This is a genomic window from Jannaschia sp. GRR-S6-38 (assembly GCF_029853695.1).
Classification (GTDB): Bacteria; Pseudomonadota; Alphaproteobacteria; order Rhodobacterales; family Rhodobacteraceae; genus Jannaschia; species Jannaschia ovalis.
The window spans coordinates 3214937-3239512 of record NZ_CP122537.1 but is presented as its reverse complement, the minus strand read 5'-3'; the positions used below and the strand labels follow the sequence as shown (position 1 = coordinate 3239512).

Genomic DNA, 24576 nt, shown 5'->3' with positions numbered 1-24576 from the left:
AGCGACGTGACGCAGCCCTATCGTGAGGCTGGCTCTTGATTGTGTCGAAGAAATTCCTCCAGCAATGCATCTCCGAGGGGACGAAGACCCAGATGCCGTTCGCCGAAGCGCGTGAGGGTCGCGTGCAACCCTTTGGACAAGCGCAATGCGTGCGACGACCTCGCGTCCGATGGCCTCGGCATTGAGCTTCGACAATAGCGAAGTATCGGAAGCACGGGCCTGTTCGAGCAGAGGCGCGACGTTACAAGGGGCGGGTTATCGGGATGGCGCTGCCAATGACATTTTCTCGGCGAGGAGACTATCCAGCCGCTCCGAATCCTTCCCGAGCGCCGCAAGATCGAAGCGCGTCCGTGCCTTCTTGACCCGCTCCGAGAATCCATAGGCAAGTCGGTGGCCCGCGCCCTTCAAGGTGACATGGTCGCGCTCGCCTGAACTGATGGGCATTGCTTGTCCGAGCGTCCCCTTTCTAGGAGAGGGCTCGGTCGCCAGTGACTGCAACGACATGGACGGGATCGGATCGCGGCGTCTAGTCAGGATGGAACCTCCGTCCAGCGCCATGCCAGGGGTGGACATCCGAAGAAATCAACCAGAAACCTCATACACATGCGTTATTGTTATCGGAACATCGAAATGAGCTCTCGGCTTTCCGGTGGGTCGAACTGGGCTGCGGCAGCTGGGGACATTAACTATCATTCCGCGGATAGGACACTTTGGTCGAAAAGCGAGTAGACGAACTTTAAAGTTCCCCAAGACCCCCTCACCGAAAGGCGTCGAAATCCAGCCTTCGATATCTTTGCCGTGATGGCTGACTGCAACCCGGTGGCTTTCGAGACGGTCGCACGGTAGGTGCCGGCGTCCGGCAGTGGGAAATCGTAGAGGAAGTCTCCGCCTGGCTCGACGGCCGCTTGCGTCAGACCGGCGACACCGTCCATGGCGTTCTCGATACGAGTCCCATGCCAGTAGACGCTAGATGGCTGCGGTAGTCGTTGACAAATCGGCGAGACACCCGCGTGCCCTCTGCCAGGCGGATTGTCGGTCCTCGTACGGACGCGCCGAAGGCCCAGACCTTCGTCTCCGGATACTCCGCCGGCGCAAGGCGGGCGCGTCCCTCCCCGGCGACGAGGTCTTCAGTCGCATCGGCCAAAGCGATGCGCGGGATCCCGAGGCTCGCCACGGAGCCGAGAAGCGTTTGAAGGAACTGGCGGCGGTTCAATATCGCCATGGGAAATCCCTCGAAACAAGGGAGGCGGTTTGCATCGTTTGTGGTTGCGACGGCGCGTTGTTCGCCCGTTCGGCCGGAGGCGACGTGACCGTCGTCAGGGCGGCGGTCGTCGCGAGAATGGCAAGCACAAGCGCGCCTTCCACCACAATGGACCGGCGTAAGCGCTGCGCGGCGCCCGGCGCGGCCGCCTGCAATTCCGGCGTCAGCCGCACCTTGTTCAGCGCCGCCAAGCCCAACACGCCGGCGAAAAGCGCCAGCTTGATCACGAACGCCTGGCCATAAGGCGTCGCAAGGGCGTCCAGCTTTGTCGCGCCAAGCAGGGCGAGCGTGATGGCCCCGGCGATCACGAGCGCTCCCACGACCCAGAACGCCTTTGTTCCGAATTCATGCGCGAGCGCGCCAGCTCTTGCCGCAGGCTCTCTGCGGCTGGCGCGCGCCAGGGGCGCGAAAGCGCCCAGCCAGAAGGCGAGGCCGGCAATGTGAAGTGTTACCAGCGCGCCGAGCAGCAGACGCGGGTCGCCAAGGGCATGGCCGCGCAAAGCGAACGACGCGCAAGTCACAAGCGCTCCGATGAGTGCGATCCACCTTGCGCCACGCATGGGAAGGAAAATTGCAGGGATCAGCGCCAGTCCAATCAATCGGACGATCACGCTTGCGCCCAGAGGGCTCTCGGTCACGATACCGAGCATCATCAGATCGATGGCCCCATCGATCGAACCGCCCATCAAAAAGCTCGCGCGCACGGGCACGCGCAGCAAGCTCAGAATGGCCGCGGCCAGTGCGCCGATCACCGCCATCCGGCGGAGTGCCCCCCGTCCATCTTCGGTAAGCTCGCGAAGCGACGCCGACACGAGCACGCTTCCGGCCGCGACCAGCGTCGCGGCGTAGGCCAGCGTCTTGACCAAGATGGAGAGCCAGACGGTTGTGTCGGCCGAGGCGAGCGTGTCGATCATTCCGGGCTCAGTCCGCTATCTGGAAAGAGAAGCTTCCCTGCATGGGATGGCCGTCGGAGGCCAGCCCACGCCATTCCACCGTATAGCGTCCTGGCGCGAGCGATTCCGGTTCGGCATGGAACTCAAGCGAGGGCTCCAGCCCGCTACCTCGCGCCATTGGCATTTCAGCACCGTCCGCATTAACCAGTCGCGCCATGGTGACGCGCATTGGGTCGTCGAACACCATGTGGATCATTTCCGGCGTCTCGGTCAGCAGAGCGCCATCCGCGGGGGTTGTGCCTTCCCTTTCGGAATGCGCAAGAGCCGCTCCGCTGACCAGCATGGCTGCGATGGCAATAACGAGGCGTGATTTCATGGTCTTCCCTTTCAATTTATTCCGTTCGCGCGCTGAAGCGCGCGGACATAGGCGGTGATCCGCAAGACATCCTCATCGCGCACTCCCTCGACGGCCGGCATGTTACCGAACCGCCAGTGATGCGCCCGGACACCCTGCTTTGCCGCGAGAACGAACGCCATGTCGCCATGATGGCCCGGCTCGTAGATGTGATGAACGAGCGGCGGTCCCTGGTCGGAACCCGCCGCGTTCTCGCCGTGACAGGCTGCGCAATTCGCATCGAAGAGCACTCGCCCGTCTTCCTGCTCCGGTGTCAGGTCCGGTAAGTTCAGAGAGGCTAGGTCTGTGTCGTTCGCGTCGTCTCCCGTGGAGGGAATAATCTGCCAGCCAACGAAGGCGACGACCGCGAGACCCACGAACCCACATGCGACGATACGCGTGTTCATGCGGTCGCTGTCTTCTCGCCGGCAAGATCGTCGAGGATGGGGCAGTCCGGGCGGTCGTCGCCATGACACCGCGCCACTAGCGTTTGAAGCGTTTCTCGCATGGCTTCGAGTTCTTCGATCTTCCGTGCGATCCGCTCGAGATGTTCGGTGGCAACCTGCTTTACGTCGGCGCTGGCCCGGTCTCGATCTTCGTAGAGCGATAGGAGCGCCCGGCATTCTTCGATCGAGAAGCCGAGCGATCGCGCGCGAGCGAGGAAGGCCAGCTTGTGAGCGTCACGGTCCGAGAAGTCGCGGTAGCCGTTGGCGCCACGCGCAGGCCGCACGAGGTCGATGTCCTCGTAGTATCGGCTCGTCTTGGCAGGCAGACCGCTGGCTTCCGAGACCTGGCCGATGTTCATGACGCCTCTCCGTCCAGCGCCTTCCGCGACGTGTCGAACTCCTCCTTAGTGATTTCGCCCTTAGCGAAACGCTCTCGCAGAATCGCGTGGGCGCGGTCCTCCTGCTGCGCGCCATCTCTCAGGGTGTCCGACCCGAGCAGGCGCGCCACAAGGACCACCGCACCGACGAGGAGCGCGAAGAACAGAAGCATCATGACCGGCCCGTAGAACCAGCCGCCCCATCCCATCATGCTGTGGTGGTCATAGTATCGCCCGTCGCCCGGATCGGCTTGTGCCACGGACAACGTGAGTGCCGAACCAAACGCACCCACAATTGCCAATCTCCCGAAACGATTTCTCGAAGCCATCGGACCCTCCACACTTACCAAATTAGCATAGGGCTTCCAGTTACTGGAGGGTCAATACATGGTTTTCTCTTGACCCTCCAGTCACTGGAAGGACTACCGCTATGCCATCCAGAGGAGCAAATCATGTCCGACACAGCGCTCGACGCCGACACGATCACCCGCGACCCGGTCTGCGGCATGACGGTGGACCCGGAAGCGGGCAAACCGATCGCCTCGCACGACGGTCACGTCTACCACTTCTGTCACGATGGCTGCCGCGCGAAGTTCGAAGCCGATCCGGAGGCCTATATCCAAGCTGACGACCCGGTCTGCGGCATGACCGTAAATCGCGCCACCGCGCGCCACATGGCCAAGCACGCAGGCGAGCGGTTCTACTTCTGCTCGGGCCGGTGCAAGGAGAAGTTCGAGGCCGCGCCCGACGACTATCTCGGCGACCGGCCTGCCTCTGAGCCGATGCCCGAAGGGACGCTCTACACCTGTCCGATGGACCCCGAGATCGTGCAGGAGGGTCCGGGCGACTGCCCGATCTGTGGCATGGCGCTCGAGCCGATGATGCCCTCGGCGGATGCCGGTCCGAACCCGGAACTGATCGACTTCCGCCGCCGACTGTGGATCGGCGCGCCACTCGCGCTCGCCGTTCTGGTGCTGGAGATGGGCGGGATGCTAGGCTTGCCTTGGGCGGACTGGTTCGGCGGCACGGCCGTGCGATGGTTGCAGTTCCTGCTCGCCACGCCAGTGGTCGTCTGGGTGGGGCAGCCTTTCTTCAAGCGCGGCTGGTCTTCCATCGTGACGGGCAATCTAAACATGTGGACGCTGATCGCCATCGGAACCGGTGCGGCCTATGGCTTCAGCCTGGTCTCGCTACTTTTGCCAGGGATCTTCCCCGCAGCGCTGCAGGACCATCACGGCCCGCCGCTCTACTTCGAAGCAGCCGCGGTGATCCTGATCCTCGTCCTCGTCGGCCAGGTCATGGAGCTGACCGCACGAGACCGCACCGGGGATGCGATCCGGGCTCTGATGGACCTCGCACCGAAGACCGCTCGGCGGGTGACGGACGCCGGCGAAGAGGACGTGCCGCTGGATGCGGTGAAGGCCGGAGACAGGTTGCGCGTGCGACCGGGCGAGTCCGTGCCGGTTGACGGCACTGTCGCAGACGGACGCTCGTCGGTTGATGAAAGCATGATCACCGGCGAACCCGTCCCGGTCGAGAAGACCGAAGGGGATGCAGTGACCGGTGGCACCCTCAATAAGACCGGCTCTTTCGTCATGACGGCCGAGGCAGTCGGGAGCGACACGTTGCTGAGCCGGATCGTCGCGATGGTTGCACAGGCGCAGCGGTCGCGCGCGCCAATCCAGGCCTTGGCGGACCAGGTTGCCGGGTACTTCGTGCCGGCGGTGATCGGCATCGCCATTCTGGCCTTCATCCTGTGGCTGGCTTTCGGGCCGTCTCCGGCGCTCGGCTACGCGGTCGTCGCGGCGGTCAGCGTGCTCATCATCGCGTGCCCCTGCGCGCTCGGCCTCGCCACGCCCATGTCGATCATGGTGGCGACGGGGCGTGGCGCGCAGGCAGGCGTTTTGATCCGGGACGCCGAGGCGCTCGAGCGTTTTGCAAAGGTGGATGTTCTCGTCGTCGACAAAACCGGAACGCTGACCGAAGGCCGACCGAGTCTGACGGACGTAATTGCACTCGGCGACCATGACGAGACCCGCGTCCTTGCCCTTGCGGCGGCGCTGGAGCGGGGTTCGGAACATCCGCTGGCGGAGGCGATCCTGGCGGGCGCCGAAGAGCGGGGTGCCCCACACCTTGAAGCGACCGATTTCGATGCCGTGACCGGCAAGGGCGTGCGCGGCAGTGTGGACGGCGCCACGGTCGCGCTCGGCAATGCCCGATTGATGGATGATTTTGGGATCGACCTTGCAGAGGTCGAGTCCCGCATCGCAGGGCTGCAGAACGACGGGAAGACGGCGATGCTGCTGGGTGTCGACGGGCAACTTGCCGGGATCGTGGCGGTCGCCGACCGGATCAAGGAGACAACCGCCGGCGCCATCCGCGACCTTCACAAGGCGGGCCTGCGTATCGTCATGGCCACGGGCGACAGTCAGCGAACCGCCGAGGCGGTCGCGCGAGAGCTGGGCATCGACGAGGTGCGCGCGGGCGTTTCGCCGGAGGACAAGGCGGCGCTTATCGAAGAGTTGAAGGGCAACGGCCTGTCCGTTGCGATGGCGGGCGACGGGGTGAATGACGCCCCCGCGCTCGCCGCGGCGGACGTGGGCATCGCCATGGGCACCGGCGCGGATGTCGCGGTCGAAAGCGCGGGCGTGACGCTGGTCAAGGGCGACCTGCGCGGCATCGTAAGGGCGCGCGTGCTGGCGCAGGCCACGATGCGGAACATCCGTGAGAACCTGTTCTTCGCCTTCGTCTACAACTCGGCGGGCGTTCCGGTGGCGGCGGGGATCCTGTTTCCTTTCTTCGGCGTCCTGCTCTCACCCATGGTCGCGGCGGCCGCGATGAGCCTGTCCTCGGTGTCGGTGATCGGCAACTCACTGCGCTTGCGGGGCATCAAGCTGTGACGAGCCGATACCTTCTTGTAGGGCTTATCGTCGTGATAGGGGTTGCGGCGGTGGGGTGGTTCTGGAGCGGCGCCTCCAGTAGTTCGGCTGTCTCGGACCGTGTCGCGGACCTTGCGCGCGGCGAAGCGATCTATGCCGAGGCCTGCGCCTCATGCCACGGTGCTGACCTCGAGGGGCAACCTGACTGGCGTTCGCCAGGCCCCGATGGACGGCTGCCCGCGCCGCCCCACGACGAAACAGGTCACACCTGGCACCACCCCGACCGGATCCTTCTCGATATCACGATGCGCGGCACGGCGGCGGTGGTCGGCGGCGGCTACGAGAGCAACATGCCGGGCTTTGGAGATGCTTACACCGAAGAAGAACTGCGCGACGTCCTTGAATGGATCAAGACCCAGTGGCCGGAGCGCGAGCGCGCCCATCAGGCCAACGTCACCGCACAGGATGAGGCCACTAGATGAGTAGAAGCGAAGGGGCAGAAAGACCACGCGCCTTGCATCGCCGTGCATCACTTCTCGGCGCAGCGGCGGCGGGTGTAGGAGCCTGGTGGGCATGGCCAAGGATAGCGCACCTCTTTGTCGGCGACTTCAACTTTGAGCTTTTGGACGACCCACGGGGCTTCCGCCGCATCGCAGGTGGCGAGACAAGTGGCATGCCCGGTCCAATCTTCGGGCTGGAGGCACCTGACGAGCAGAAACAAGCCGTCCCCGAGGAGGCAGTACGCGCGGACCTGTGCACAGGTCTGTTCGGGGGTCACCTCCCGCGGGCCTCGTACCAATCGCCTCGTTCTCCGACTACAACTGCCCGTTCTGCCGTGTTCTGACGTAGAGGCTTTCCGATCTTGAAGAGCGCTCTGGCGGAGGTATCCGCATAACCTTGCACGAATGGCCGAGGCTCGGGCCGACCTCTATCTTGACGGCGCGGGCCGCCCTCGCCGCCGACATGCAAGGCGCCTACGCGGCCTCTCACAAGCGACTGATGCGCGGGCGTTTCGTCGCGACGCCGGAATACCTGAAGATCCTGGCTCGGGATATCGGCGAGGATGGGAACCGCTTGCTTTCGGACATAGAGAGCGAAACAGTTTCCGAGCGATTGCGCACCACCGAAGCGGTCGCCCGCACCTTCGGTTTCATTGGCACGCCTGCTCTGGTGGGAGGGCGCACTGTCGTGGTCGGAACTGTGTCCGAAGACATAATCGCAACCCTTGTCGAACAGGGACGTCGCGAGGGTCCGCTCCCTGTTTGCAGCGCGTGAGAGCCGTGCTCAATTCGCCCTCCCGACTTACTTCAGTGTCAAACGCACCCGTCCGCGTTTGGGCCTGGTCAGAAGTCCACGCTTCTCGAGGGCCGCAATGGCGCGGTAGAGCGCGGGTGGCGTGACGTCGAGATCCGCTGCAATGGATATGAGCGACGTCTCTCGCGGCAAGGCGCCAGTCGTGTCTGAAACATCGCTCAGCCGGGCGAGAATCCTTTCGGTCAGAGGGGTAATCGCCCGAAGTTCGAGCAGGCGCCGGGCCGTCATCAAAGACTGCGCGAGGTGCAGACTGAAGACCTGCCCAAGGCCGGGCTGGGTTTCCAGCGCCCCAAGCACGGAACGCTTCGGCAAGAGGCGCAGATGCGATGGCCCAGCCGCGACCGCGTCGCAGTGGCAGCGGTCGGCGAAGATCGACGCCTCTGCAAACGTCTCGCCCGAACGAGCCACATGTATCCGAACACTTCGTCCGGTCGCCGTATGGCGCAGGAGGTCGATTTTACCGTCGGTCACGAACGGTAGCCCGGGAGGATCGTCGCCCTGCTGAAACAGTGGCTGCCCTGGTTCAAGAGAGATGCTGCGCGCGTGGCCTGATTGGCACGCCTGTTCAAGTCTTTCGAAGAATTCCCCAGCTGACATGATCGCGATCATATCCCGGCCATGGGCGCCTTGGATAGGGTGCCACCAACAGGAAAAGGATCTGCGCATGTTTTTCAGGGTGCTCGCAACGACGATTGCAACGTTTGACGCTGCGGTGGCGACGCCATTGGCGGCTCAACACGCGGACCATTCGGGTCACGCGGGCCATGTCATGGCGGTGCCCGGAGCATCGGACGTTCCGTCTGAACCAGGAGACGGCTCGTTCGCCGCGATCATTGAAATCGTGGCGATGTTGTCTGCAGATCCAGACACTGATTGGACCCGCGTCGACATCGACGGACTGCGCGAGCATCTGGTCGACATGAACCAGCTAATAGTCGGCGCCAGCGTGCGCTCCGAGCCTCTGCCCGATGGACTCAGAATGCGGATCGGCACGTCCGGGCGTCCCGGCGTGGCCGCGTCCCGAATGGTTCCGGCACACGCGCCGTTTCTCTCGAATGAGACCGGGTGGCGGTCGGAGGTTGTCAGCGACGGCGATGAAATTGTGTGGACGGTCACCGCGGCCGATACTGGCGCCGTCGCGCGTATCCAGGCACTCGGGTTCTTCGGGCTGATTGCCACAGGCGATCACCATCGGATGCACCACATGGCCATGGCCAGCGGCGAAGCCGCTCACTGAGTCTCAAGTGCGTGGATGATGCCGGGGATAAAGTGATGACCGACAACACACCCGCGGACGGTCCAGTATTACGTCTCTTCGAGGTCAAGGTCCGTGACGGGCATGCCGAGACACTACTACAAAAGCTCTCCACGACCTCGGCGGAAGTCGTTCGCAATGAGGCTGGCAATTGCGGGTACTTCTTCGGTCGCGACATTTTCACCGATGACGGTAAGCTGGTGTTCGCGTCTCTTTGGAAAGATCTCGATGCCATCAAGCAGCGCTTCGGCGAGGACTGGCAGGCGTCATTCTTGCCCGAGGGATACGAGGACATAATCGAAGAGCACGCCATTCGACACATCGACCTTGGCGGCGGCTGGTTCGTGGCTGACCAAGTAGGTCGTGAGCCTAGTCGAGATGCCAACGGGTCTAACTGAAAGCGCGTGGTAGTCTTCAGGCTCGAGCGTCTCAAGAAAAAGCGCTTTTTAAGCCTCTTGAGGGGTGGAGAACGTTGGATCCCGGTCCCGCTCCCTCCGCCACTTGCCCCCGCGAAAGCGTTCTCTCGATCCGGCTGCGTCCGGATTTTTCCGTTGTTTTCGAGGGTTATGCGGTAGGATCTGAGCACCGGCCCCGGGGCCTGGAGGCTCGGAGGCGGTCTTTCAGGGCCGATATTCTCCGGGGCTGTGAACCGCTTCGCATCCGGTGCACAGCGCCAACACCCTGAAACGCATGATTTTTTCAAGCTGCACCCGCATGATAGTTGTGTATTCCTTTCGCCTTGCGAGCGCACCTGAAATCCAAATGCCTGGCGACCTCCTCAGCGGTTCACTCAACAGGATCTGCCTTCTGGGCCCGGCGGAAAATTTCACTGGCGAGGTGCTCGTGCGCCGCGGCGCGGAACTGCTTGTCCGTCATCACACGAGAGAAAATTTCCTCGTTGCCCTCCATGCGGTCGATGAACAACTCGTCTAGCATCCGCTCAAGATACGACGAGAAATTTGCCAAGTTGTTCGCACGCGCAGCTTCCACGATCTTCTCGTCCTGTTCGGCGCTCACGCGTATCTGATCGAAGAAGAGCTGATCGGCCTCAGTGAAATCGGTACCAAAGCGCTCGTTAAGCTTCTCGATCAAGCTAGAGAGAGCCACCTCTTCGTCGGGCGATCGGGCCGTGCCCACGTCCGTTGGACCCTTGAGCGGGTCGGCCTCGCCGTCGGACAGGTCTATCGATCCTTCGGTCATTTGCTGAAGCCGGAAGAAGCGCAGCGCAATCTCGTCGTCCAAGGCGAACGCTTGGCCATCACCCGGCGGGGGCAGCTTCGAGATCAGGTTGCGAACAAAGGCATAGAGCTTCTCGAGATCGCTATCTTGATACGGAATGATCTGCGAGAGGAAGGCGTATAGGTTCCGGTACGCCGTGAGTTGGCCGCGAAACTCCTCCTGCTCGGCCTCTTCCTTATCGAGGAACCTCTGCACAACAGCGTCCAGTACCGAGTTCATCAGCCGGTGATCGGTAGCTGAGTGCTCGCGTTTGCGTCGGTACCAGACCTCGGCGAAGGCGTTCACATCGTCGGGAGCGAAAATCGCCCATTCCAGGAGCTTGTGCTGCAACTCGGACAGTCGGTGCGGATCGGCGTTTTCGCCAATCGGCGTTACCTCGTAGTACGGCTTGAAGGCTTTGTAGATGTCATCTTCTTCGTTCGCGAAGTCGAGGACGAAGGTGCGTGCCTTGCCTGGCGCCATCCGGTTCAGGCGCGAGAGGGTCTGCACCGCCTGCACGCCCGCGAGCCGCTTCACGACATACATTGTCTGCAGAAGGGGCTGATCGAATCCGGTCTGATACTTCTCCGCCACCAAGAGCACTCGGTAGTCGTCACGCTCGAAGGTCTCGGGCAACTCGCTTTCTGCGAGGCCATCGTTCATTGACACTTCGGTGTAGGCGGATCCCGGGTCCTCCGGATCTTCCACGGTGCCGGAAAAGGCGACGAGCGAGCGGATGCCATCGTAGCCGTGCGCCTTGATGTAGCGGTCGAAGGCCAGCTTGTATTTCACTGCGGCCAGGCGCGAGCCTGTCACGACCATGGCCTTCGCGCGACCGCCGAGTTCGTGCATGACGTAGAGACGGAAATGCTCCACGATGACGGAGACGACCTGCTCGATGTTGACCGGGTGCAGCTCCAGATACCGCGTCAGAGCCTTGGCCGCCTTCTTGCGCGGCACATCAGGATCGTTCTCGACCTGCTTTATCAGACCGAAGAAGCGCTTGTAGGTCGTGTAGTTCTGCAGCACGTCCATGATGAAGCCTTCTTCGATGGCTTGCCTCATCGTGTACTCGTGGAACGGCGACGTGCCCGTTGGTCCCGGTTCGTCGAAGAGCGTCTTGGTCTTGAACTTTGGCGTTGCGGTGAAGGCGAAGAAGCTGAGGTTCGGCTGGCGTGCCCGCTTCAGCGAGTCGCGAAGCATCGCTGCCTTGGCGTCCTCGGATAGATCGTCATCTTCCTCCTCAGACAGCTGCGCAGCGATCGCAGCTTCGATCCCGTCCTTATTGAGCATGCCCTTCAGCGCCATGGCCGTTTCGCCGCTTTGCGAGGAGTGCGCCTCGTCCACGATCACCGCGAACCGCTTGCCTGCCGTGTCGATTTTCACGCCAGTCGCTTTGCTCTCCAGAGTGGAGAGGGCTTGCGAGATGAAGGGAAATTTCTGGATCGTCGTGATGACGATGGGTGTTCCGGCCGACAGTGCCCGGGCAAGCTGCTGAGTGTTTTCCTCGATCTTCTCGACGACGCCCGTCTTGTGCTCGAACTGGTAGATCGTGTTCTGCAATTGCTGATCGAGCACGCGCCGGTCGGTGACGACGACGACAGAGTGAAACACCTTCTCGTCATTGGCGTCGTGCAGGCTCGCCAACCGGTGGGCTAGCCAGGCGATCGAGTTAGACTTTCCGGACCCTGCCGAGTGCTGGATCAGATAATTCCTGCCAGACCCATGAGCGCCGGCATGCGCGATGAGCTTTCGGACGGCGTCGAGCTGGTGATACCGCGGGAAGATCATCGTTTCCTTGCGGATCGTGCGGACGCCCTTGTCGGTCTTGACCTGCCTTTCCTTGACTTCCAGGTGCATGAAACGCTGAAGGATATCCATCAGGCTGTCGGCCTGCAGCACCTCGTCCCATAGGAAATGGGTTTTCCAGTTTCCTACCGCGGGCGGATTGCCGGCCCGGTGGTCGTGGCCACGGTTGAAGGGCAGGAAGACCGTCTCGCGCCCCTTCAGCCGCGTGGTCATCCAGACCTCGTCCGGATCCATCGCGAAATGCACGAGCGCGCGCTTCTTGAAGGCGAACAGCAGATCGCGTTCGTCGCGTTCCTCCGCGTATTGCCTGATCGCATCGGCCGCGCGTTGTCCGGTCATCGGGTTCTTGAGTTCCGCCGTCGCCACCGGGAGGCCGTTCAGGCTGAGCGTCACGTCGATGATGCAGCGCCGGTTCTTGCCGTCCGCACGCTTCAGTACTGAGGCGAAGGCAACCTGCCGGGTGATGGTCAGCCGGTTGGTACCATACAGCGCGGCAGCCTCGGGGTTCATGCCCGAGTTCGGGCGGAAGAACGCCATGCGGAAAGTCTTGCCATAGCACTTGAACCCGTGGCGCAGGACGTGGAGCGCTCCCTTGATCTCCAGTTCCTTGGCCAGGCTGTCGAGTACCGTCGCGCTGGTCTTTTCACCGAGCAGAGCTTCGAGCTGGCCCCAGCGCGTCGGCTGGCTGTCCCTGAGAAATCCGCTCACGTCCTCGGGGAAGAGCGCCAGCGCTTCGTCATAGTCGGTCGCCAAGCGCGTAGCGTAGCCGCCGCCTCCGGTCAGTCCGGCCTCGATCGCGGTTTCAAAATCTCGCTCGGTGTGGCCGGACATGGCTCAAATCTCCTGCACCGAAGTGTTCTGCAGGTCGGCCAAAGGCTGACCATTCACCTCGTCAAAGTGATAGTATCGAATGGATGGATCGGCGTTGAGCTGCCGGTTGGGGTCGAGGTATGCGCCGGGATCCTCGTTGTCGGCGAAGACGAACTTGCGCAGCCGGATCCTGCGGTTGTCGCCGGTATAGTGCTCGATGGTCCGCTTCAGCGTGTTCACCCAGCACATCCCGGCTTTTAACTGAGGAACAATTTTCTCCGCCGTGAGGCTCTTCGACTTGAACTCGATACAGTCGGCGTGGAACGAGCGACCGTTGACGTAAAAGATCACGAAGTCACAGCGCTTCGACCACGGCTTCGCAGTATCGTCGAGAAAATGAAATAGTGCCGGTTTAGTCTTTTTCCGCTGCAGTTCGACTTGGTCATGGTCGAGTTTGAAGGCGAGTCCTGGTCCGGGCAAGAGAAGTTGTATTTTGCGAGTCTTGGCGCGCGTCGCGGTCGCTGGGAAATATTTCTCCTGCAGAACGACTTCGCCTCCGCTGCCGTCGTGCATGACGTATTCGCTGTTCACATACGCCTTCAGATGTTCGAAATATGTACCAGCCGCCAGTGTCATTGAGCCTCCGTGAACATTCCAGTCACGGCGGCGGTGATGAGCGCTGACCGATACTCTACCAGTCTGGCGATCGTCTCCTTCACCTTTGCGACAATGATGTCGTCGCGAGATAATGTCCGGCTCAAAAATCTGAGAATACGATTCTGCTCGTCTACTGGCGGCGCAGTAAACAGAAGATTGCCAACTACGGTAGTGTTTAGCCCAGAAAGTATTGCCCCCCTGCGTTCTGCTGAGATCTGTTCAGAAACAAAATGCGCTTCGTGAAGGAGTGCTAGCGCCCATTCTGACAAAAGCCGCGAGTGATTTGGCCGGATTCGGATCGTATCACTATCAGTAATACCTGGCTGAATGCCGTCAGGTACGCGTCTGCAACTCCCTAACGAACCTTTGCGCGTAATAACCAAGTCGCCCGGCACGAGCTGGTATCGCTTAAGTTCGTTGAAGCGTTCTTCCTCAACCCAGCGTCGTCCGCGAGTGAAGTCACCGGATATTGTGTTCTCTTGGCCGTATAGCTTAAATCCTGTCTCGTAATCGGGCAGGTTGGTCAGCATCCCTCCGAAAGGCCCCATTTGGAGACCGATACCATCAGCCAGAAGCCGCTTGAGCGGCAACAATTCCCAATGAGCGGGGATGTCGCCGAGCCAGTCGATACCGGAGGGCTTCATGGGCGCGTCGGGGTTGAGGCCCTTCGTGACGGCGCGGGTGATGAGGACCTGGCGCTTCTCGGCCAGCCCGTCCAGAAGCGCGCGCTTCTTCTCGATCAGTCCGTCAATCTGCGCTGTCTTCTCATCCAGAAATCGTGCGATCCGCCGCTGGCTTTCTATGGGCGGGAGTGCCACTAACGCGTTCTTCATTGGGTATTGGCCGAGCCCGTAACGCGTCACCCCGTTCGCTCCGAGCTTGAACTGATCGTTCAACGGATCGGATCGGCAGAGCCAAGCGAGGAACGCGCCGTCCAGATCGGGTCCGGGTTCGAAAACCGACAGGTGATAGCCGCATAGCACATCCGGCATGTCCTCGGTGACAAGTGCAGGAATGCCGATGTCATCCCAGCCCTCGCTGTCCTTGGTGATGATTACCTGGCCGCGCTTGAGCTGGAATTTCTCGATCTCGGATTCAGTCGCGGACCCTTGCATAAACTCCAGATCACGGGTGATCCGATCATTGTAATACACGTCAGTGTAATTGCAGAGCTGAACGGGCTCCTCATCGTCTGAAATTGTCTTGTCGACATTGCTGTTCCGGACGCTTGCATAGAACTTCAATTTTTCCAGATGCCATCCAGCAGGAAGCGACCCATAGGCCTGCTGCACCTTCTCGGGGACGGTCCTCATCTCACGAGCCCCTCAAGCAGCCCGGCAATCTCGCCTTCCAGCCCGGTGATGTCGGCCTCGATCTCGTCCAGCGGGCGCGGCGGCTTGTAGACATAGAAATGCCGGTTGATCGGGATCTCGTAGCCGACCTTGGTCTTGTCGAAATCCACCCAGGCATCCGGCACATGCGGAAGCACCTCGCGCGCCATGTAGTCCTCGATTGTGCCACGGAATGCCGCCACCAGTCGGTCGTTGGGCTTGTCCGGCCCGAACTGCATCGGCAAGGGCAGTGTAGTGCCCTCAGGTAGCGGGATGTTCTCGGTGTCGCGCAACTCCCTGTCGGGTTCGGCCCTGCCTTTGGCATCACGACAGATCTCAGCGTCCGGGTCTCGCTCGCCCAAGGCGGCGAAGATTGCCTTCTTTACAGGGGCTGCGATCTTCACGCTGACCCGCCGGGCGGCGGCTGTCAGATCGGCGTCGAAAACCGCGCGGTCCATGTAGCGACCCCGGCCCTCGAGCGTGGCGAGCACCGCGCGGATCGCCTCCTGCTGCTTCCGGCCTTCCGCGATCTCGCGCGCCGCGGCGGCCTCGTCCTTGCGTTTCTTCGAGGTGGCAAGGTTGGCGAAGGGGGTCTGGTCGTCGAGCTTGGCCAGCCGATCCGGTGTCGCCTCGAAGTTCATGCGCAAGGGTCGCTCCACTGTCACCTTGAGAAATCCGAACTCCCGGTTTTCGAAGATGCGCGAGACGGTGCGTATCTCGGCCTCGCCGGTCTTCTGATCAATGACGACCTCCGCCGTCTCGCCGTCGCGGTGGGCGCCATAGATGCGGGTGAGATGACGGATTTGGTCTTCGGTGATCTCGTTGCGCTTGTTGTTGAGGCTCTTCGTCATGCGCTTGAAGAAGCGCGTCCCGTCTATCAGCTGTACCTTGCCGCGCCGCTCGGGCGCCTTGCGGTTGGTGACGAGCCAGACGTAGGTGAAGATGCCAGTGTTGTAGAAAAGCTGGTCGGGCAGCGCGACGATGGCGTCGAGGAGGTCGTTCTCAATGATCCAGCGGCGGATGTTCGACGGCCCGGACCCGGCGTCGCCTGAGAAGAGCGGCGAGCCGTTGAACACGATCGCGATCTTTGACCCCTCGCCCCCGACCTGAAGCGCCGGGTGCATCTTCGACATCATGTGCTGGAGGAACAGGAACGAGCCATCGTTGATCGCGGGCAGCCCGGCGCCGAAGCGGCCAGAGAAGCCGTGCAGGGCGTGCTCCGCCTCAACGACGGATTTCTGATCCTTCCATTCCACGCCGAAGGGCGGGTTCGCCAGAAGGTAGTGAAAGTGCTCCCCCTCGAAGCCGTCGCGGGTCTTGCCATCGCCCAGCGTGTCGCCAAGGACGATGTTGCTGGTTTCCTCGTCTTTGATCAGCATGTCCGAGCAGCAGATCGCCCAGGACTCGTCGTTGTACTCCTGTCCGAAGAGCGCGAGGTTGGCGCTCTCGTTTTGCGCGAGGATGAACTTTTCGGATTCTGAGAGCATCCCGCCCGTGCCACAGGCGGGGTCGTAGATGGTGCGATATATCCCAGGTGTGTAGACGTCCTGCTCGCCGGTGTAGATCAAGTTCGCCATCAGCCGGATGACTTCGCGCGGGGTGAAGTGGTCGCCGGCCTCCTCGTTGGCCTGCTCGTTGAAGCGCATCACCAGGTGCTCGAACAGGTAGCCCATCTGCAGGTTGTCGATACGGTCCGGGTGTAGGTCGACATCGGCCATCGCCTTCACGATGGTGAAGAGCCGGTTGCTAGCATCGAGCTTCTCGATCTGGTCGGTGAACTTGAACCGCTCGAAGATGCTGCGCGCCGTGGGCGAGAAGCCGTTGATGTAGGCGACAAGGTTTGGCGCGATGTTCTCGGCGTCGCCAAGCAGACGCCTGAATGTGAACGGACTGGTGTTGTACAGGGGATGCTGTCGGCCAGGATCAGCGGCACGGCCGAGCAGCCGTTCCATCGCGCTCTCGGGCATGTTCTGCGCGGTGAGCTTGTCGTACTCCTTGAGCACGGCGTCTTTTGTCGGCTCAAGGACACTGTCGAGCCGACGCAGGACGACCATCGGTAACATGACAAGCCGATACTGGGGCGGACGATAAGGACCGCGCAGGCGGTTCGCGATTTCCCAGATGTGGTTTTTGAGCTGATCGTGAGCCTGCAGATTCATTCCGGGATTGACCTTACTTGCTTTTCAATCTTCGGTTTATCGCGGGTCTTCGATGATCACCATGGATTTTGTTTATATTCTAATGGCATCGGAGGTCGTACCCCCTCCAGCGCCAAGCAGAAACAGAGCAGGTGCGCCCCGTCGAGGCAGCTCAGCCTACCGGAACGTCCGCTGCTCCTTCCATGCCATCGGGAACGGCTTCATCACCGTTGGAAGCGTCAGTGTCCTCGGCTGGCGCCCATCGAGAATCGCCTCGACGACTTCAGGTGCGATCAGCGTTAGCCGAAGAACGCGCGCCATGTAGGTCGACGGGATAGCCTCACGGGCAGCAAGTTCGGCGATGGTGCCGAACTCGCCCGACTCCAGCATCCGCTTCCAGCGGAAGGCGCGAGCCAGCGCTTTGACGAGGGTACTGTCTGTCCGGCGCGGCTGCGCAGCGCCTTCCGGCATCTGCATCTCCTTCCGCCCGCCGCGCTTCACGACGCGGAACGGGACGTGGAGTGTCACGGTGTCGGGGATCGGTGCGCCCCGTGTCATGCGGCGGTTTCGACACCGCCGGCCAGCATTTCACACGCGAGGCCGCTAAGGCCGTCGATGCGTAGTCGAACGTTCAGGCCCTCCGTGCCGATGTCCACGCGCTCGACCAGCAGCGCCGCGATGCGCGCCTGTTCGGCCGGGAACAGTTCGTCCCACAGAGGGTCGAGCTGCTGCAGGGCGCTGCGGGCCCCGGCCTCGGTAATGCCATCAGCGTGGGGACGCCCAGCCTTCCACGTCCCCGCCACGATCTCCGGCTGGCGGAAGACGGCGCGCAGCTGGTCGATGACGGCCGCCTCGATCTCCCCCGCAGGCACGCGGCCAACCGGGCAAGATCCGGCGCCATGCTTCAGCACCGTCTGGCTGACGTAGTAGCGGTAAAGCCGGTCGCCCTTGCGGGTATGCGTCGGCGAGAAGGCCGCGCCATCGGGGCCGAACAGTAGCCCCTTCAGCAGCGCGGGCGTCTCTGCGCGGGTGCGTGCTGCGCGCTTGCGGGGGCTTTCCTGGAGGATGGCGTGAACCTTCTCCCAAGTCTCGCGGTCGATGATGGCGTCGTGCTCGCCGGGGTAGCTCTCGCCCTTGTGGACCGCCTCGCCGATGTAGGCGCGGTTGTTGAGCATCCGGTACAGGTACTTCTTGTCGATCAGGTTGCCCCGCGGCGTCCGGATGCCGCGCGTGCCGACCTCCCGCGCAAGTTCCGTGCAGGACCCGATCTCAAGGAAACGCGCGAAGATCCAACGCACATGCGCGGCGGTGTTCTCGTCGACCAGCAGCTTCCGGCTTTCCACCCGATAACCGAAGGGCGGCACCCCGCCCATCCACATGCCCTTCTTCCGGCTGGCGGCGACCTTGTCGCGGATGCGCTCGGCCGTCACCTCGCGCTCGAACTGGGCGAAGGACAGCAGGATGTTCAGCGTCAGCCGGCCCATAGACGTGGTCGTGTTGAAGGACTGCGTGACCGAGACGAAGGTTACCCCGTTCCGATCGAACACCTCGACCAGCTTGGCGAAGTCGGCGAGCGAGCGGCTGAGGCGGTCGATCTTGTAGACCACGACCACGTCGACCAGCCCATCCTCTATGTCCTCCAGCAGCCGCTGCAGGCCGGGCCGCTCCAGCGTGCCGCCGGAGATGCCGCCGTCGTCATACTGATCGCGGACGAGCACCCAGCCTTCGGAGCGCTGGCTGGCGATGTAGGCCTCGCAGGCTTCCCGCTGGGCGTGGAGCGAGTTGAACTCCTGCTCCAGCCCTTCCTCGGACGACTTGCGCGTGTAGACCGCACATCGGCGCTTGGGAATAACCTTTGGGACAGTCTTGTCGCTCACCGCGGCCTCCTCCGGTGGTTCCTCAGGCCGAAGAACACCCAGCCGTTCCAGCGCGTGCCGGTGATCGCGCGCGCGATGGCCGACAGCGACTTGTAGGGCCGCCCCTGCCACTCGAAGCCATCGGCTGTGACTGTGACGACCTGCTCGACGCCCTGCCACTCCCGGATCAGCCGCGTACCGGTGATCGGGCGGCCGTGATCGGCGCGAACGCGGCTCTTCCTGCGGTCGCCTCCGTCGAGATCCTCGCCGAGCCGCTCAAGCCGCCGGACGGTCTCGGGCTTCAGCCCGCCATAGACGAGTTCCTGAGTGCGGTAGGCCAGCCGGCTCTCCAGGTAGCGGCGGTTGAACGGGGGCGGCTCGCTGTCGAACAGGTCGCGCCACTGCGCCTTCAGGGCCGGGGTCGCGGCGGTCTTCAGCGCGGCCAGGCGCGCGGGGATGGGATCGTGGGTCGTCATGCCATCATCTCCTGAGTTGGAGTTGCATGACCGCTCCGGTGAGCCGGAGAGTGTAGCGGAAGGTCTCCGTCACCGGGGATCTCGATCGCCTCTGTGCGCATCCGGAGACGGATCAAGCCGAGGGCGAGCAGTCGGCAAAGCTCGGCACGACGCTCGGCCGGGGTCAGGTGATGGGGCGCCAGCGGATTGGTCATGCGGGCGCCTTGCCCGGCCATCATTGGCTTCCGCCGCGAACGCAGCGCTCCTCGTAGTCGATGATGTCGGAAAGCCGGTAGCGGATGCTTCCTTCGATGAAGAGGAAGGCCGGACCCCGTCCCTGGCTCCGCCAGCGCTGCAGCGTGCGACAGGAGAGCTGCCAGCGTTTGGCCAGGAGCCCCTCGCTCAGGGTTCCGCCGTGGTCTTGCTCGCGATGTCGCATGGCTCGGTCTCCGTCCGGGCTTGTCGTCTCAAGCTCTATCGTGACGGGGGAACCGCACTTTTTCGCCCTTCCAAGCGTGACGGAAGCCGTGCCATGCGTGACATGCGACCATCACAACTTATTGTTTCTGTTGGCTGTCAAGGTCGCAAGCGTGACATACGCCAAGTATAGCGTGACACTAGGATCGGCGGCCCGGAACGAGCGGTTAGTCGCCGCCTTCGAGATACGCGCTGGCGGGGATCAGGTCGGGGTCCAGCCGATATCCAGCTTTTGGTCTGTTCTGTATAAGGAGCGGAGCAGCCGGCCTTTTGCGGTGCATCGCTTCATAGAACGCCGCCAGTTCCTCTCGGCATCGCTGGACGGCTTTCCGGATGGCTTCCTTTGATAGCTTTTCGCAGTGCTCGATCTCCGATACGCGCAAGTAGCGGTGATGGTCGCCGGAACGGCCGGCAGCACGATCTGCATCAAAGGCCGGCTTTAGCCCATGCGCGACCATCGCGGGCTGCCCCGCCACACGGCCAAGCGAATGCGCCACGATGACGAAGCGGTCGCCTTCCTTGAGGAACGCGACCCGCAATCGGTCGCCTGCATCTTGATCCGCCTCCTCTGAGTACTCAGCCTCCAGGTCGTCGTCATGCAAGATGCCCTCGAACCGAAAGGCCGGCGCGGAGATAGCGCTGATGTCCTGCCTGAGATGCATCGCGAGCAACGAGTCGTCCGGAAGCGCATGGCTGACAATCTCGTCCGAATGCTCGCGGACCGCCTGTGCCAAGACCGAGCGCACTGCTTCGGAATGGCGCCTGTGCATGGCAAGCGTCCTGTCGAGCGCGGCGGCCCCCGACAGGTTCGGATGCCCGCCGGCAATCCGGCTGATCTCCTGCCCGAACTCCGACATGGCGGAGGCCGGATCGAGCTTCGCGAGCCGGAGCGAATGGCGGGTCCATTCGACGGCGATCGTTCGCGACCGCGTCGTTCCCCGCTCTCCCAGCAGAACATCTGTTCCGTAGATCTCGGACGGATCGTGGTCGGCCAGTCCGGCGGCGAGGATCGCGAAGCGGCGATCGAGGCACTGCGTGCAGGCGCCGCAATGGGTGTGGAGGTTCGTCTGTTCGCGGATGCTCGTGCAGCTGACGGCCCTTGGGATCTGGGTTGCCCCGCCCTGCTCGGCGATCCGCCGCACGACCTCGGTCTTGGTCAGCCACTCGTACCGGTTTACGATGCGCGGACGGTCCGGCCAGACCAGCGCCAGCAGATCGTTCACCAGCTTCAGTGACATCGGATGCGTCGTCCGCGTGGCCATCGTGCCGACGATCTGCTGGGTGATCGGAAGGTTGTGACTGACAATGCCGTTCTCGTAGAAGCTCAGCCGCTCGCCCCCGAAGGTCGTGGCCACGGCCTGACCCAAGGCGGCGAAGAGCAGGGTCCGAGACCGCTGCGTCGCGTCCCTCGCCTCCTGCCCTTTGCGGCGTGCCTGTACGTTGATGTGCAGAACGCGGTTCGGAAACCGGTCCCTGAGGTACTGGCCGAGTTCAACCTGCCGCGGAATGACTTTCTGCGCCGAGCGATGGGTGACGAGCACGACGTTCGACGAGGTGGTGGCGAGCGTCTCCAGCGCCCCCGCGAAGGAGTCGAGACCGCCGGAGAACAGGATCACCTGGTCCGCCCGAAACGCCTCACCGCCCGGAACGAGATCGAGATAGGGCTCCCGCGTCGGTTCGGGGTCGGCCGGAACGAAGGCGAAGCGCACGCGATCCTCCGTCAGGAACTCGGTCGCGGCCTCCAGCGCCTCGGTCACATCCGGTCGGGACCAGAGTTCCGGGTTCCGAACCGGGATCCGGAAGACGAAGTCGCGTCGCCAACCTTCTCCCATGCCAACCCGTGTCCCGCCACCCCGGGTCACGGCGCTGTCGGCGGCGAACACGACCGCGGCGATCTCCAGGAAATCCAGTGCGCGTGGGTCGACCTCCGATATGGCGGCGGCGCGGATGATGTCGGACGCCAGAACGAATGTGGGGTCCGGGCCGTTGATCCGGATCACGCGTGGTTCAGCTTCGCCTCCGACCAGGACCTCCGCGTCAGGCATCCGTGCTCCGCTTGAGGCGCAACTCCGCGCTGATCTTCTTCAGGCAGACCGCGCCGAAGCGCGCCGCGTCCTGGGACGAGATGCCCCCCTTGTCGTGCAAGGTCTTCGTGTACCAGCTGCCGGCGAACTCCTTGATGATCCGCGAGGCCTCCTGGGTGTAGGCGCGGAGTTCCGCGTCGAACGCATCCCGGCTTCCCAAGGCGCCAAACCGTCCACCTCTAGCCTCCTGATCCGCCAGGGTTCGCTCCAGCCAGTAGGACAGCGTGGCTTGCGTGATGTTGGCGAAGAACCCACGGGCCAGATGGGACATGCCGCGCGCGGACGAGAGTCTCTTCGCGGCCAGCTGCACATCCTCCGGCGTCGCAGCGAACAGGCCCGGCAGGGCATCACCGATATGCTGGTTCAGGGACGTGGCAAGCGCTCGTCCCGCGAGCTCTCCCAGGTCGGTGCGCCGGATCGTACTGCGTCGGACGGCGTCCAGGCGTGCCGAGGCGGCCATTATGAGGTCGAGGAGTTCGGGACTGTCCCCCGCGGCGAGACCTGCCGCGTCCAGCGCCCCGCGAAAATCTTCGGCGCGAGCGGCTGTCGGGACCAGAAGCAGCAGCCTGACGGCCTCGACGAAGACCGGGTCGTCGGAGGCTCGCAGCAGGCTGGACTCGGCCGCGTCCGCGGTAGCCGCGATCACGGTCGCATCAGGGGCGTCCGTACCCAGCAGATCGACGACCCGGCGCCACCGCACGGATCTTGGGATCACGCCGAGTGTGTTGTGCCCCATGAAATTGGCCTCCCTGCACTCATCAAAACGGGTCCCGTCGGGCCGTGTCAAAGGCCCAGTGCGCGCGCGTCGAAGCGTCACGTCCCGCTTGAACCGCTTGGACACATTCGGGGGTCTCGGGCGAAGGCGACCGGGCAGCTGGCGGCGATTGTCGCCTGATGTCGGAAAGTGTCATTCTTACAATAGCTTAGGGTCCGAAGTACCTTGGAGGCGTCACGGGTTTGGCCGATCGGGCCGCTTCGTGGCCTGGTTCGGCGGAGGGTTTTCATGACCGTGGCGCCGATCGCGGAATGGCACACCACGGGGCGGGGACACATGCCAGGCGCAGTCCGAAAGGCCGAAGCGCGTCCCCCGGCACCACACCCGGTGTCGAAAGTAGCGGCCGACCCCGGAACGCGGGTGATTGCGATCCCGGGGGCCTGAAGCGACGGGGCGGCTCCGACCGACACGGACAGCTGAAGGCAGAGGGGACCGGCTTCGGCACGTGGCCGGGGCTGGTCGTCCTATGCCTTCGCTCTGAGGACTCTCCAACCGACACTGGGGACAACAAGGGAAGTACGCGCGCGCGAGGCGGTCGGGCGGCCGACCCAAAGAATGCGGCTGGGCATCGGATTATCGCCTCGTGGAGACGTTCAAAGGCAACGGGCGCGGTGAGTGAACCTGATCGTCCAGACCCGTTGCAGGCTTTCAGTGTTCTTCCGCCTCATGCTGCCAATTGCACCAATGTCCGCCATGCGGACGAAGTGGACGTTCGTCTAAGACTTCAGGCTGTCGAGAACCTCCCGGCAGAACCGATCCGGCGATTCGACATCGTCCGAACTTGCGATCCAGGTACGGTCCAACTCCAGTGTTCCGACCGGGACAATCTCTTTCGCGATCTCCCTCGGAATGGTCTCGTCGATGCGACCCCCCGCCCAATCATGAAAGGCCGATGAGTATCGGACGACCGCGCCGTCGGTCGACAGGTCGATTGTCCCCCGGCATTGTTGCAGAACCCAAGCCTGAGGCATGACCGCCCCTTACCCCGCTGACGTCAGGCGACGCGAACGACCTCGGCGGTTCCGAGTGCGTTGAAGCGGTTCATGAGTGCGACGCGGATGTGGATTTCGGCGGTCTGGCGGTCGGGGTCTCTTGCCATGATGCGCTCGCCGAAGGATTTCAGGCAGCGCATCTTCGCCTCGATGCGGCTTCGGGCGTGGTATCCCGTCCATCGTTTCCCGAAAGCCTTGCCGTAGTATCGCGTTGCGCGCAGGAATTCGTTTCGGGCGCGTGCCGACGGGCTGTCATCCTTCCAAAGCCGCCCGTTCTTGCGGATCGGAATGATTGGAATGGCCTGACTCGCGAGGATAGCGGTGTGGCAGCGGCGCGTGTCATAGGCGCCGTCGGCAGTCACGGTGCCAATCTGCTCGTCTTCCGGGACCTGCCCAAGGAGGTCCGGTAGCACGGGACTGTTGCCATCACGACTGGGGGTGAATTCCACGGCACGGATGTCGGATGTGGCCGGATCCATGGCCAAGTGGACCTTGCGCCACTGGCGTCGGCCCTGCACCCCATGCTTGCGGGCTTACCATTCGCCATCGCCAAAGAACTTGATCCCGGTGCTATCTACGAGCAGGTTCAGCGGGCCATCTGCGCGGCGATAGGGAACCTGCACGACCAGGGTCTTTTGCCTGCGGCACAGGGTCGAAAAGTCCGGCACGGGCCAGTTCAGCCCTGCAAACTTCAGCAGGCTCGCGACCATGCCGGAAGTCTGGCGCAACGGCAGCTTGAACAGGATCTTGATCGACAGGCAGAACCGGATGACGGCATCGAAAAAGACCGCTGGCCGTCCGGGCCGCCCGTAACGCGGCGCGAGGCAGGCCATGTCCTTGTCGACCCAGATCAGGAGCGACCCCCGCTTCCGAAGCGATGCGTTGTAGCTGGACCAGTTCGTCGTGCGATAGCGGGCGGGAGGTGGTTTGCTCATGCAGCCCGTCTAACCGCTTGGATTCGCGAAGTGAATCCTCAAGGCCATAGTTCTGCAACAACGCCCATCACGACCATAAAACGGCCCCGAGCAAACCTTGACCCAGCCCTAAACCGCTACGCAGTAACACAACAGAAGTGGATCTTGCCCGGACGGCTGTGGATTGGTGGCCTGCTGTACCACCGGAGGTTGCGGCATTGGCGCCCATAAGCAGTCCTTC

General features: G+C 62.8%; 22 protein-coding genes and 1 pseudogene. 5 read left to right on the top strand and 18 right to left on the bottom strand.

All coding sequences use genetic code 11. The annotated features are described in order from the left end of the window. Positions 1–689: 689 nt before the first annotated feature. The 6 genes from P8627_RS16615 to P8627_RS16590 all read right to left on the bottom strand — a co-directional run bounded on the left by P8627_RS16615 (position 690) and on the right by P8627_RS16590 (position 3631). Complete coding sequence (locus P8627_RS16615) at positions 690–932, bottom strand: multicopper oxidase domain-containing protein (protein ID WP_279965364.1); 243 nt, start codon at positions 930–932, stop codon at positions 690–692. Between the two features lie 277 nt (positions 933–1209). Continuing rightward, positions 1210–2175, bottom strand: a complete 966-nt coding sequence (locus tag P8627_RS16610; protein ID WP_279965363.1) for a copper resistance D family protein — start codon at positions 2173–2175, stop codon at positions 1210–1212. A gap of 7 nt (positions 2176–2182) precedes the next feature. Continuing rightward, positions 2183–2530, bottom strand: a complete 348-nt coding sequence (locus P8627_RS16605; RefSeq protein ID WP_279965362.1) for a copper resistance CopC family protein — start codon at positions 2528–2530, stop codon at positions 2183–2185. Between the two features lie 11 nt (positions 2531–2541). Further along, positions 2542–2955, bottom strand: a complete 414-nt coding sequence (locus P8627_RS16600) for a cytochrome c (RefSeq protein ID WP_279965361.1) — start codon at positions 2953–2955, stop codon at positions 2542–2544. Further along, complete coding sequence (cueR, locus tag P8627_RS16595) at positions 2952–3353, bottom strand: Cu(I)-responsive transcriptional regulator (protein ID WP_279965360.1); 402 nt, start codon at positions 3351–3353, stop codon at positions 2952–2954. Before cueR ends, P8627_RS16600 begins: the two co-directional genes overlap by 4 nt. Then, positions 3350–3631 (bottom strand): SHOCT domain-containing protein, encoded by a 282-nt coding sequence (locus P8627_RS16590; protein ID WP_279967505.1) that lies wholly within the window; start codon positions 3629–3631, stop codon positions 3350–3352. The genes cueR and P8627_RS16590 overlap by 4 nt, the downstream gene beginning before the upstream one ends. Positions 3632–3823: 192 nt before the next feature. Here P8627_RS16590 and P8627_RS16585 point away from each other — a divergent pair, with 192 nt between their 5' ends. The 3 genes from P8627_RS16585 to P8627_RS16575 all read left to right on the top strand — a co-directional run bounded on the left by P8627_RS16585 (position 3824) and on the right by P8627_RS16575 (position 7525). Then, a complete protein-coding gene (locus tag P8627_RS16585) occupies positions 3824–6271 on the top strand; it encodes a heavy metal translocating P-type ATPase (protein WP_279965359.1) in 2448 nt (815 codons plus the stop codon). Positions 6272–6321: 50 nt separating this feature from the next. Then, positions 6322–6732, top strand: coding sequence for a c-type cytochrome (locus P8627_RS16580; protein WP_279965358.1), 411 nt, complete (start codon positions 6322–6324; stop codon positions 6730–6732). Between the two features lie 415 nt (positions 6733–7147). Beyond that, positions 7148–7525 carry a DsbA family protein gene (locus P8627_RS16575; protein WP_347882282.1) on the top strand — a complete coding sequence of 126 codons (378 nt, stop codon included), beginning with the start codon at positions 7148–7150 and terminating at the stop codon, positions 7523–7525. 27 nt (positions 7526–7552) lie between these two features. Here P8627_RS16575 and P8627_RS16570 read toward each other — a convergent pair whose 3' ends face one another. Then, on the bottom strand, positions 7553–8173 hold the full coding sequence (locus tag P8627_RS16570) for a Crp/Fnr family transcriptional regulator (protein WP_279965356.1): 621 nt from the start codon (positions 8171–8173) through the stop codon (positions 7553–7555). Positions 8174–8228: 55 nt separating this feature from the next. Between P8627_RS16570 and P8627_RS16565 the strand changes: the two genes are divergently transcribed. Beyond that, complete coding sequence (locus P8627_RS16565; protein WP_279965355.1) at positions 8229–8801, top strand: hypothetical protein; 573 nt, start codon at positions 8229–8231, stop codon at positions 8799–8801. A gap of 35 nt (positions 8802–8836) precedes the next feature. Next, a complete protein-coding gene (locus P8627_RS16560; RefSeq protein WP_279965354.1) occupies positions 8837–9217 on the top strand; it encodes an antibiotic biosynthesis monooxygenase family protein in 381 nt (126 codons plus the stop codon). 388 nt (positions 9218–9605) lie between these two features. Here P8627_RS16560 and P8627_RS16555 read toward each other — a convergent pair whose 3' ends face one another. The 11 genes and pseudogenes from P8627_RS16555 to P8627_RS16505 form a co-directional block, all read right to left on the bottom strand. Further along, complete coding sequence (locus P8627_RS16555; RefSeq protein WP_279965353.1) at positions 9606–12677, bottom strand: type I restriction endonuclease subunit R; 3072 nt, start codon at positions 12675–12677, stop codon at positions 9606–9608. A 3-nt stretch (positions 12678–12680) separates the two neighbouring features. Then, complete coding sequence (locus P8627_RS16550; RefSeq protein WP_279965352.1) at positions 12681–13292, bottom strand: hypothetical protein; 612 nt, start codon at positions 13290–13292, stop codon at positions 12681–12683. Next, the gene (locus P8627_RS16545; RefSeq protein WP_279965351.1) at positions 13289–14605 is read right to left on the bottom strand and encodes a restriction endonuclease subunit S; all 1317 of its coding nucleotides are present in this window, start codon (positions 14603–14605) and stop codon (positions 13289–13291) included. Before P8627_RS16545 ends, P8627_RS16550 begins: the two co-directional genes overlap by 4 nt. 17 nt (positions 14606–14622) lie before the next feature. Further along, entirely contained in the window at positions 14623–16803 is a 2181-nt protein-coding gene (locus P8627_RS16540; RefSeq protein ID WP_279965350.1) for a type I restriction-modification system subunit M, read from the bottom strand. Positions 16804–16959: 156 nt separating this feature from the next. Then, on the bottom strand, positions 16960–17340 hold the full coding sequence (locus P8627_RS16535) for a hypothetical protein (RefSeq protein WP_279965349.1): 381 nt from the start codon (positions 17338–17340) through the stop codon (positions 16960–16962). Next, positions 17337–18659: a recombinase family protein gene (locus P8627_RS16530; RefSeq protein ID WP_279965348.1), complete on the bottom strand. Its 1323-nt coding sequence runs from the start codon at positions 18657–18659 to the stop codon at positions 17337–17339. The genes P8627_RS16535 and P8627_RS16530 overlap by 4 nt, the downstream gene beginning before the upstream one ends. Then, the gene (locus P8627_RS16525; protein WP_279965347.1) at positions 18656–19114 is read right to left on the bottom strand and encodes a DUF2924 domain-containing protein; all 459 of its coding nucleotides are present in this window, start codon (positions 19112–19114) and stop codon (positions 18656–18658) included. The genes P8627_RS16530 and P8627_RS16525 overlap by 4 nt, the downstream gene beginning before the upstream one ends. Before the next feature lie 214 nt (positions 19115–19328). Continuing rightward, entirely contained in the window at positions 19329–19532 is a 204-nt protein-coding gene (locus P8627_RS16520) for a helix-turn-helix domain-containing protein (protein ID WP_279965346.1), read from the bottom strand. A gap of 205 nt (positions 19533–19737) precedes the next feature. Beyond that, positions 19738–21615 (bottom strand): adenine nucleotide alpha hydrolase family protein, encoded by a 1878-nt coding sequence (locus P8627_RS16515; protein ID WP_279965345.1) that lies wholly within the window; start codon positions 21613–21615, stop codon positions 19738–19740. Further along, entirely contained in the window at positions 21608–22390 is a 783-nt protein-coding gene (locus P8627_RS16510) for a hypothetical protein (protein ID WP_279965344.1), read from the bottom strand. Before P8627_RS16510 ends, P8627_RS16515 begins: the two co-directional genes overlap by 8 nt. Positions 22391–23423: 1033 nt before the next feature. Then, positions 23424–24356: pseudogene (locus P8627_RS16505) on the bottom strand (IS5 family transposase). Positions 24357–24576: the final 220 nt, after the last annotated feature.

Excerpts from the sequence above, each read along its gene's own strand:
- P8627_RS16615 (WP_279965364.1), bottom strand. The coding sequence starts at position 932 with ATGGACGGTGTCGCCGGTCTGACGCAAGCGGCCGTCGAGCCAGGCGGA.
- P8627_RS16610 (WP_279965363.1), bottom strand. The coding sequence starts at position 2,175 with ATGATCGACACGCTCGCCTCGGCCGACACAACCGTCTGGCTCTCCATC.
- P8627_RS16605 (WP_279965362.1), bottom strand. The coding sequence starts at position 2,530 with ATGAAATCACGCCTCGTTATTGCCATCGCAGCCATGCTGGTCAGCGGA.
- P8627_RS16600 (WP_279965361.1), bottom strand. The coding sequence starts at position 2,955 with ATGAACACGCGTATCGTCGCATGTGGGTTCGTGGGTCTCGCGGTCGTC.
- cueR (WP_279965360.1), bottom strand. The coding sequence starts at position 3,353 with ATGAACATCGGCCAGGTCTCGGAAGCCAGCGGTCTGCCTGCCAAGACG.
- P8627_RS16585 (WP_279965359.1), top strand. The coding sequence starts at position 3,824 with ATGTCCGACACAGCGCTCGACGCCGACACGATCACCCGCGACCCGGTC.
- P8627_RS16570 (WP_279965356.1), bottom strand. The coding sequence starts at position 8,173 with ATGATCGCGATCATGTCAGCTGGGGAATTCTTCGAAAGACTTGAACAG.
- P8627_RS16565 (WP_279965355.1), top strand. The coding sequence starts at position 8,229 with ATGTTTTTCAGGGTGCTCGCAACGACGATTGCAACGTTTGACGCTGCG.
- P8627_RS16560 (WP_279965354.1), top strand. The coding sequence starts at position 8,837 with ATGACCGACAACACACCCGCGGACGGTCCAGTATTACGTCTCTTCGAG.
- P8627_RS16555 (WP_279965353.1), bottom strand. The coding sequence starts at position 12,677 with ATGTCCGGCCACACCGAGCGAGATTTTGAAACCGCGATCGAGGCCGGA.
- P8627_RS16550 (WP_279965352.1), bottom strand. The coding sequence starts at position 13,292 with ATGACACTGGCGGCTGGTACATATTTCGAACATCTGAAGGCGTATGTG.
- P8627_RS16540 (WP_279965350.1), bottom strand. The coding sequence starts at position 16,803 with ATGAATCTGCAGGCTCACGATCAGCTCAAAAACCACATCTGGGAAATC.
- P8627_RS16535 (WP_279965349.1), bottom strand. The coding sequence starts at position 17,340 with ATGACACGGGGCGCACCGATCCCCGACACCGTGACACTCCACGTCCCG.
- P8627_RS16525 (WP_279965347.1), bottom strand. The coding sequence starts at position 19,114 with ATGACGACCCACGATCCCATCCCCGCGCGCCTGGCCGCGCTGAAGACC.
- P8627_RS16520 (WP_279965346.1), bottom strand. The coding sequence starts at position 19,532 with ATGCGACATCGCGAGCAAGACCACGGCGGAACCCTGAGCGAGGGGCTC.
- P8627_RS16515 (WP_279965345.1), bottom strand. The coding sequence starts at position 21,615 with ATGCCTGACGCGGAGGTCCTGGTCGGAGGCGAAGCTGAACCACGCGTG.
- P8627_RS16510 (WP_279965344.1), bottom strand. The coding sequence starts at position 22,390 with ATGGGGCACAACACACTCGGCGTGATCCCAAGATCCGTGCGGTGGCGC.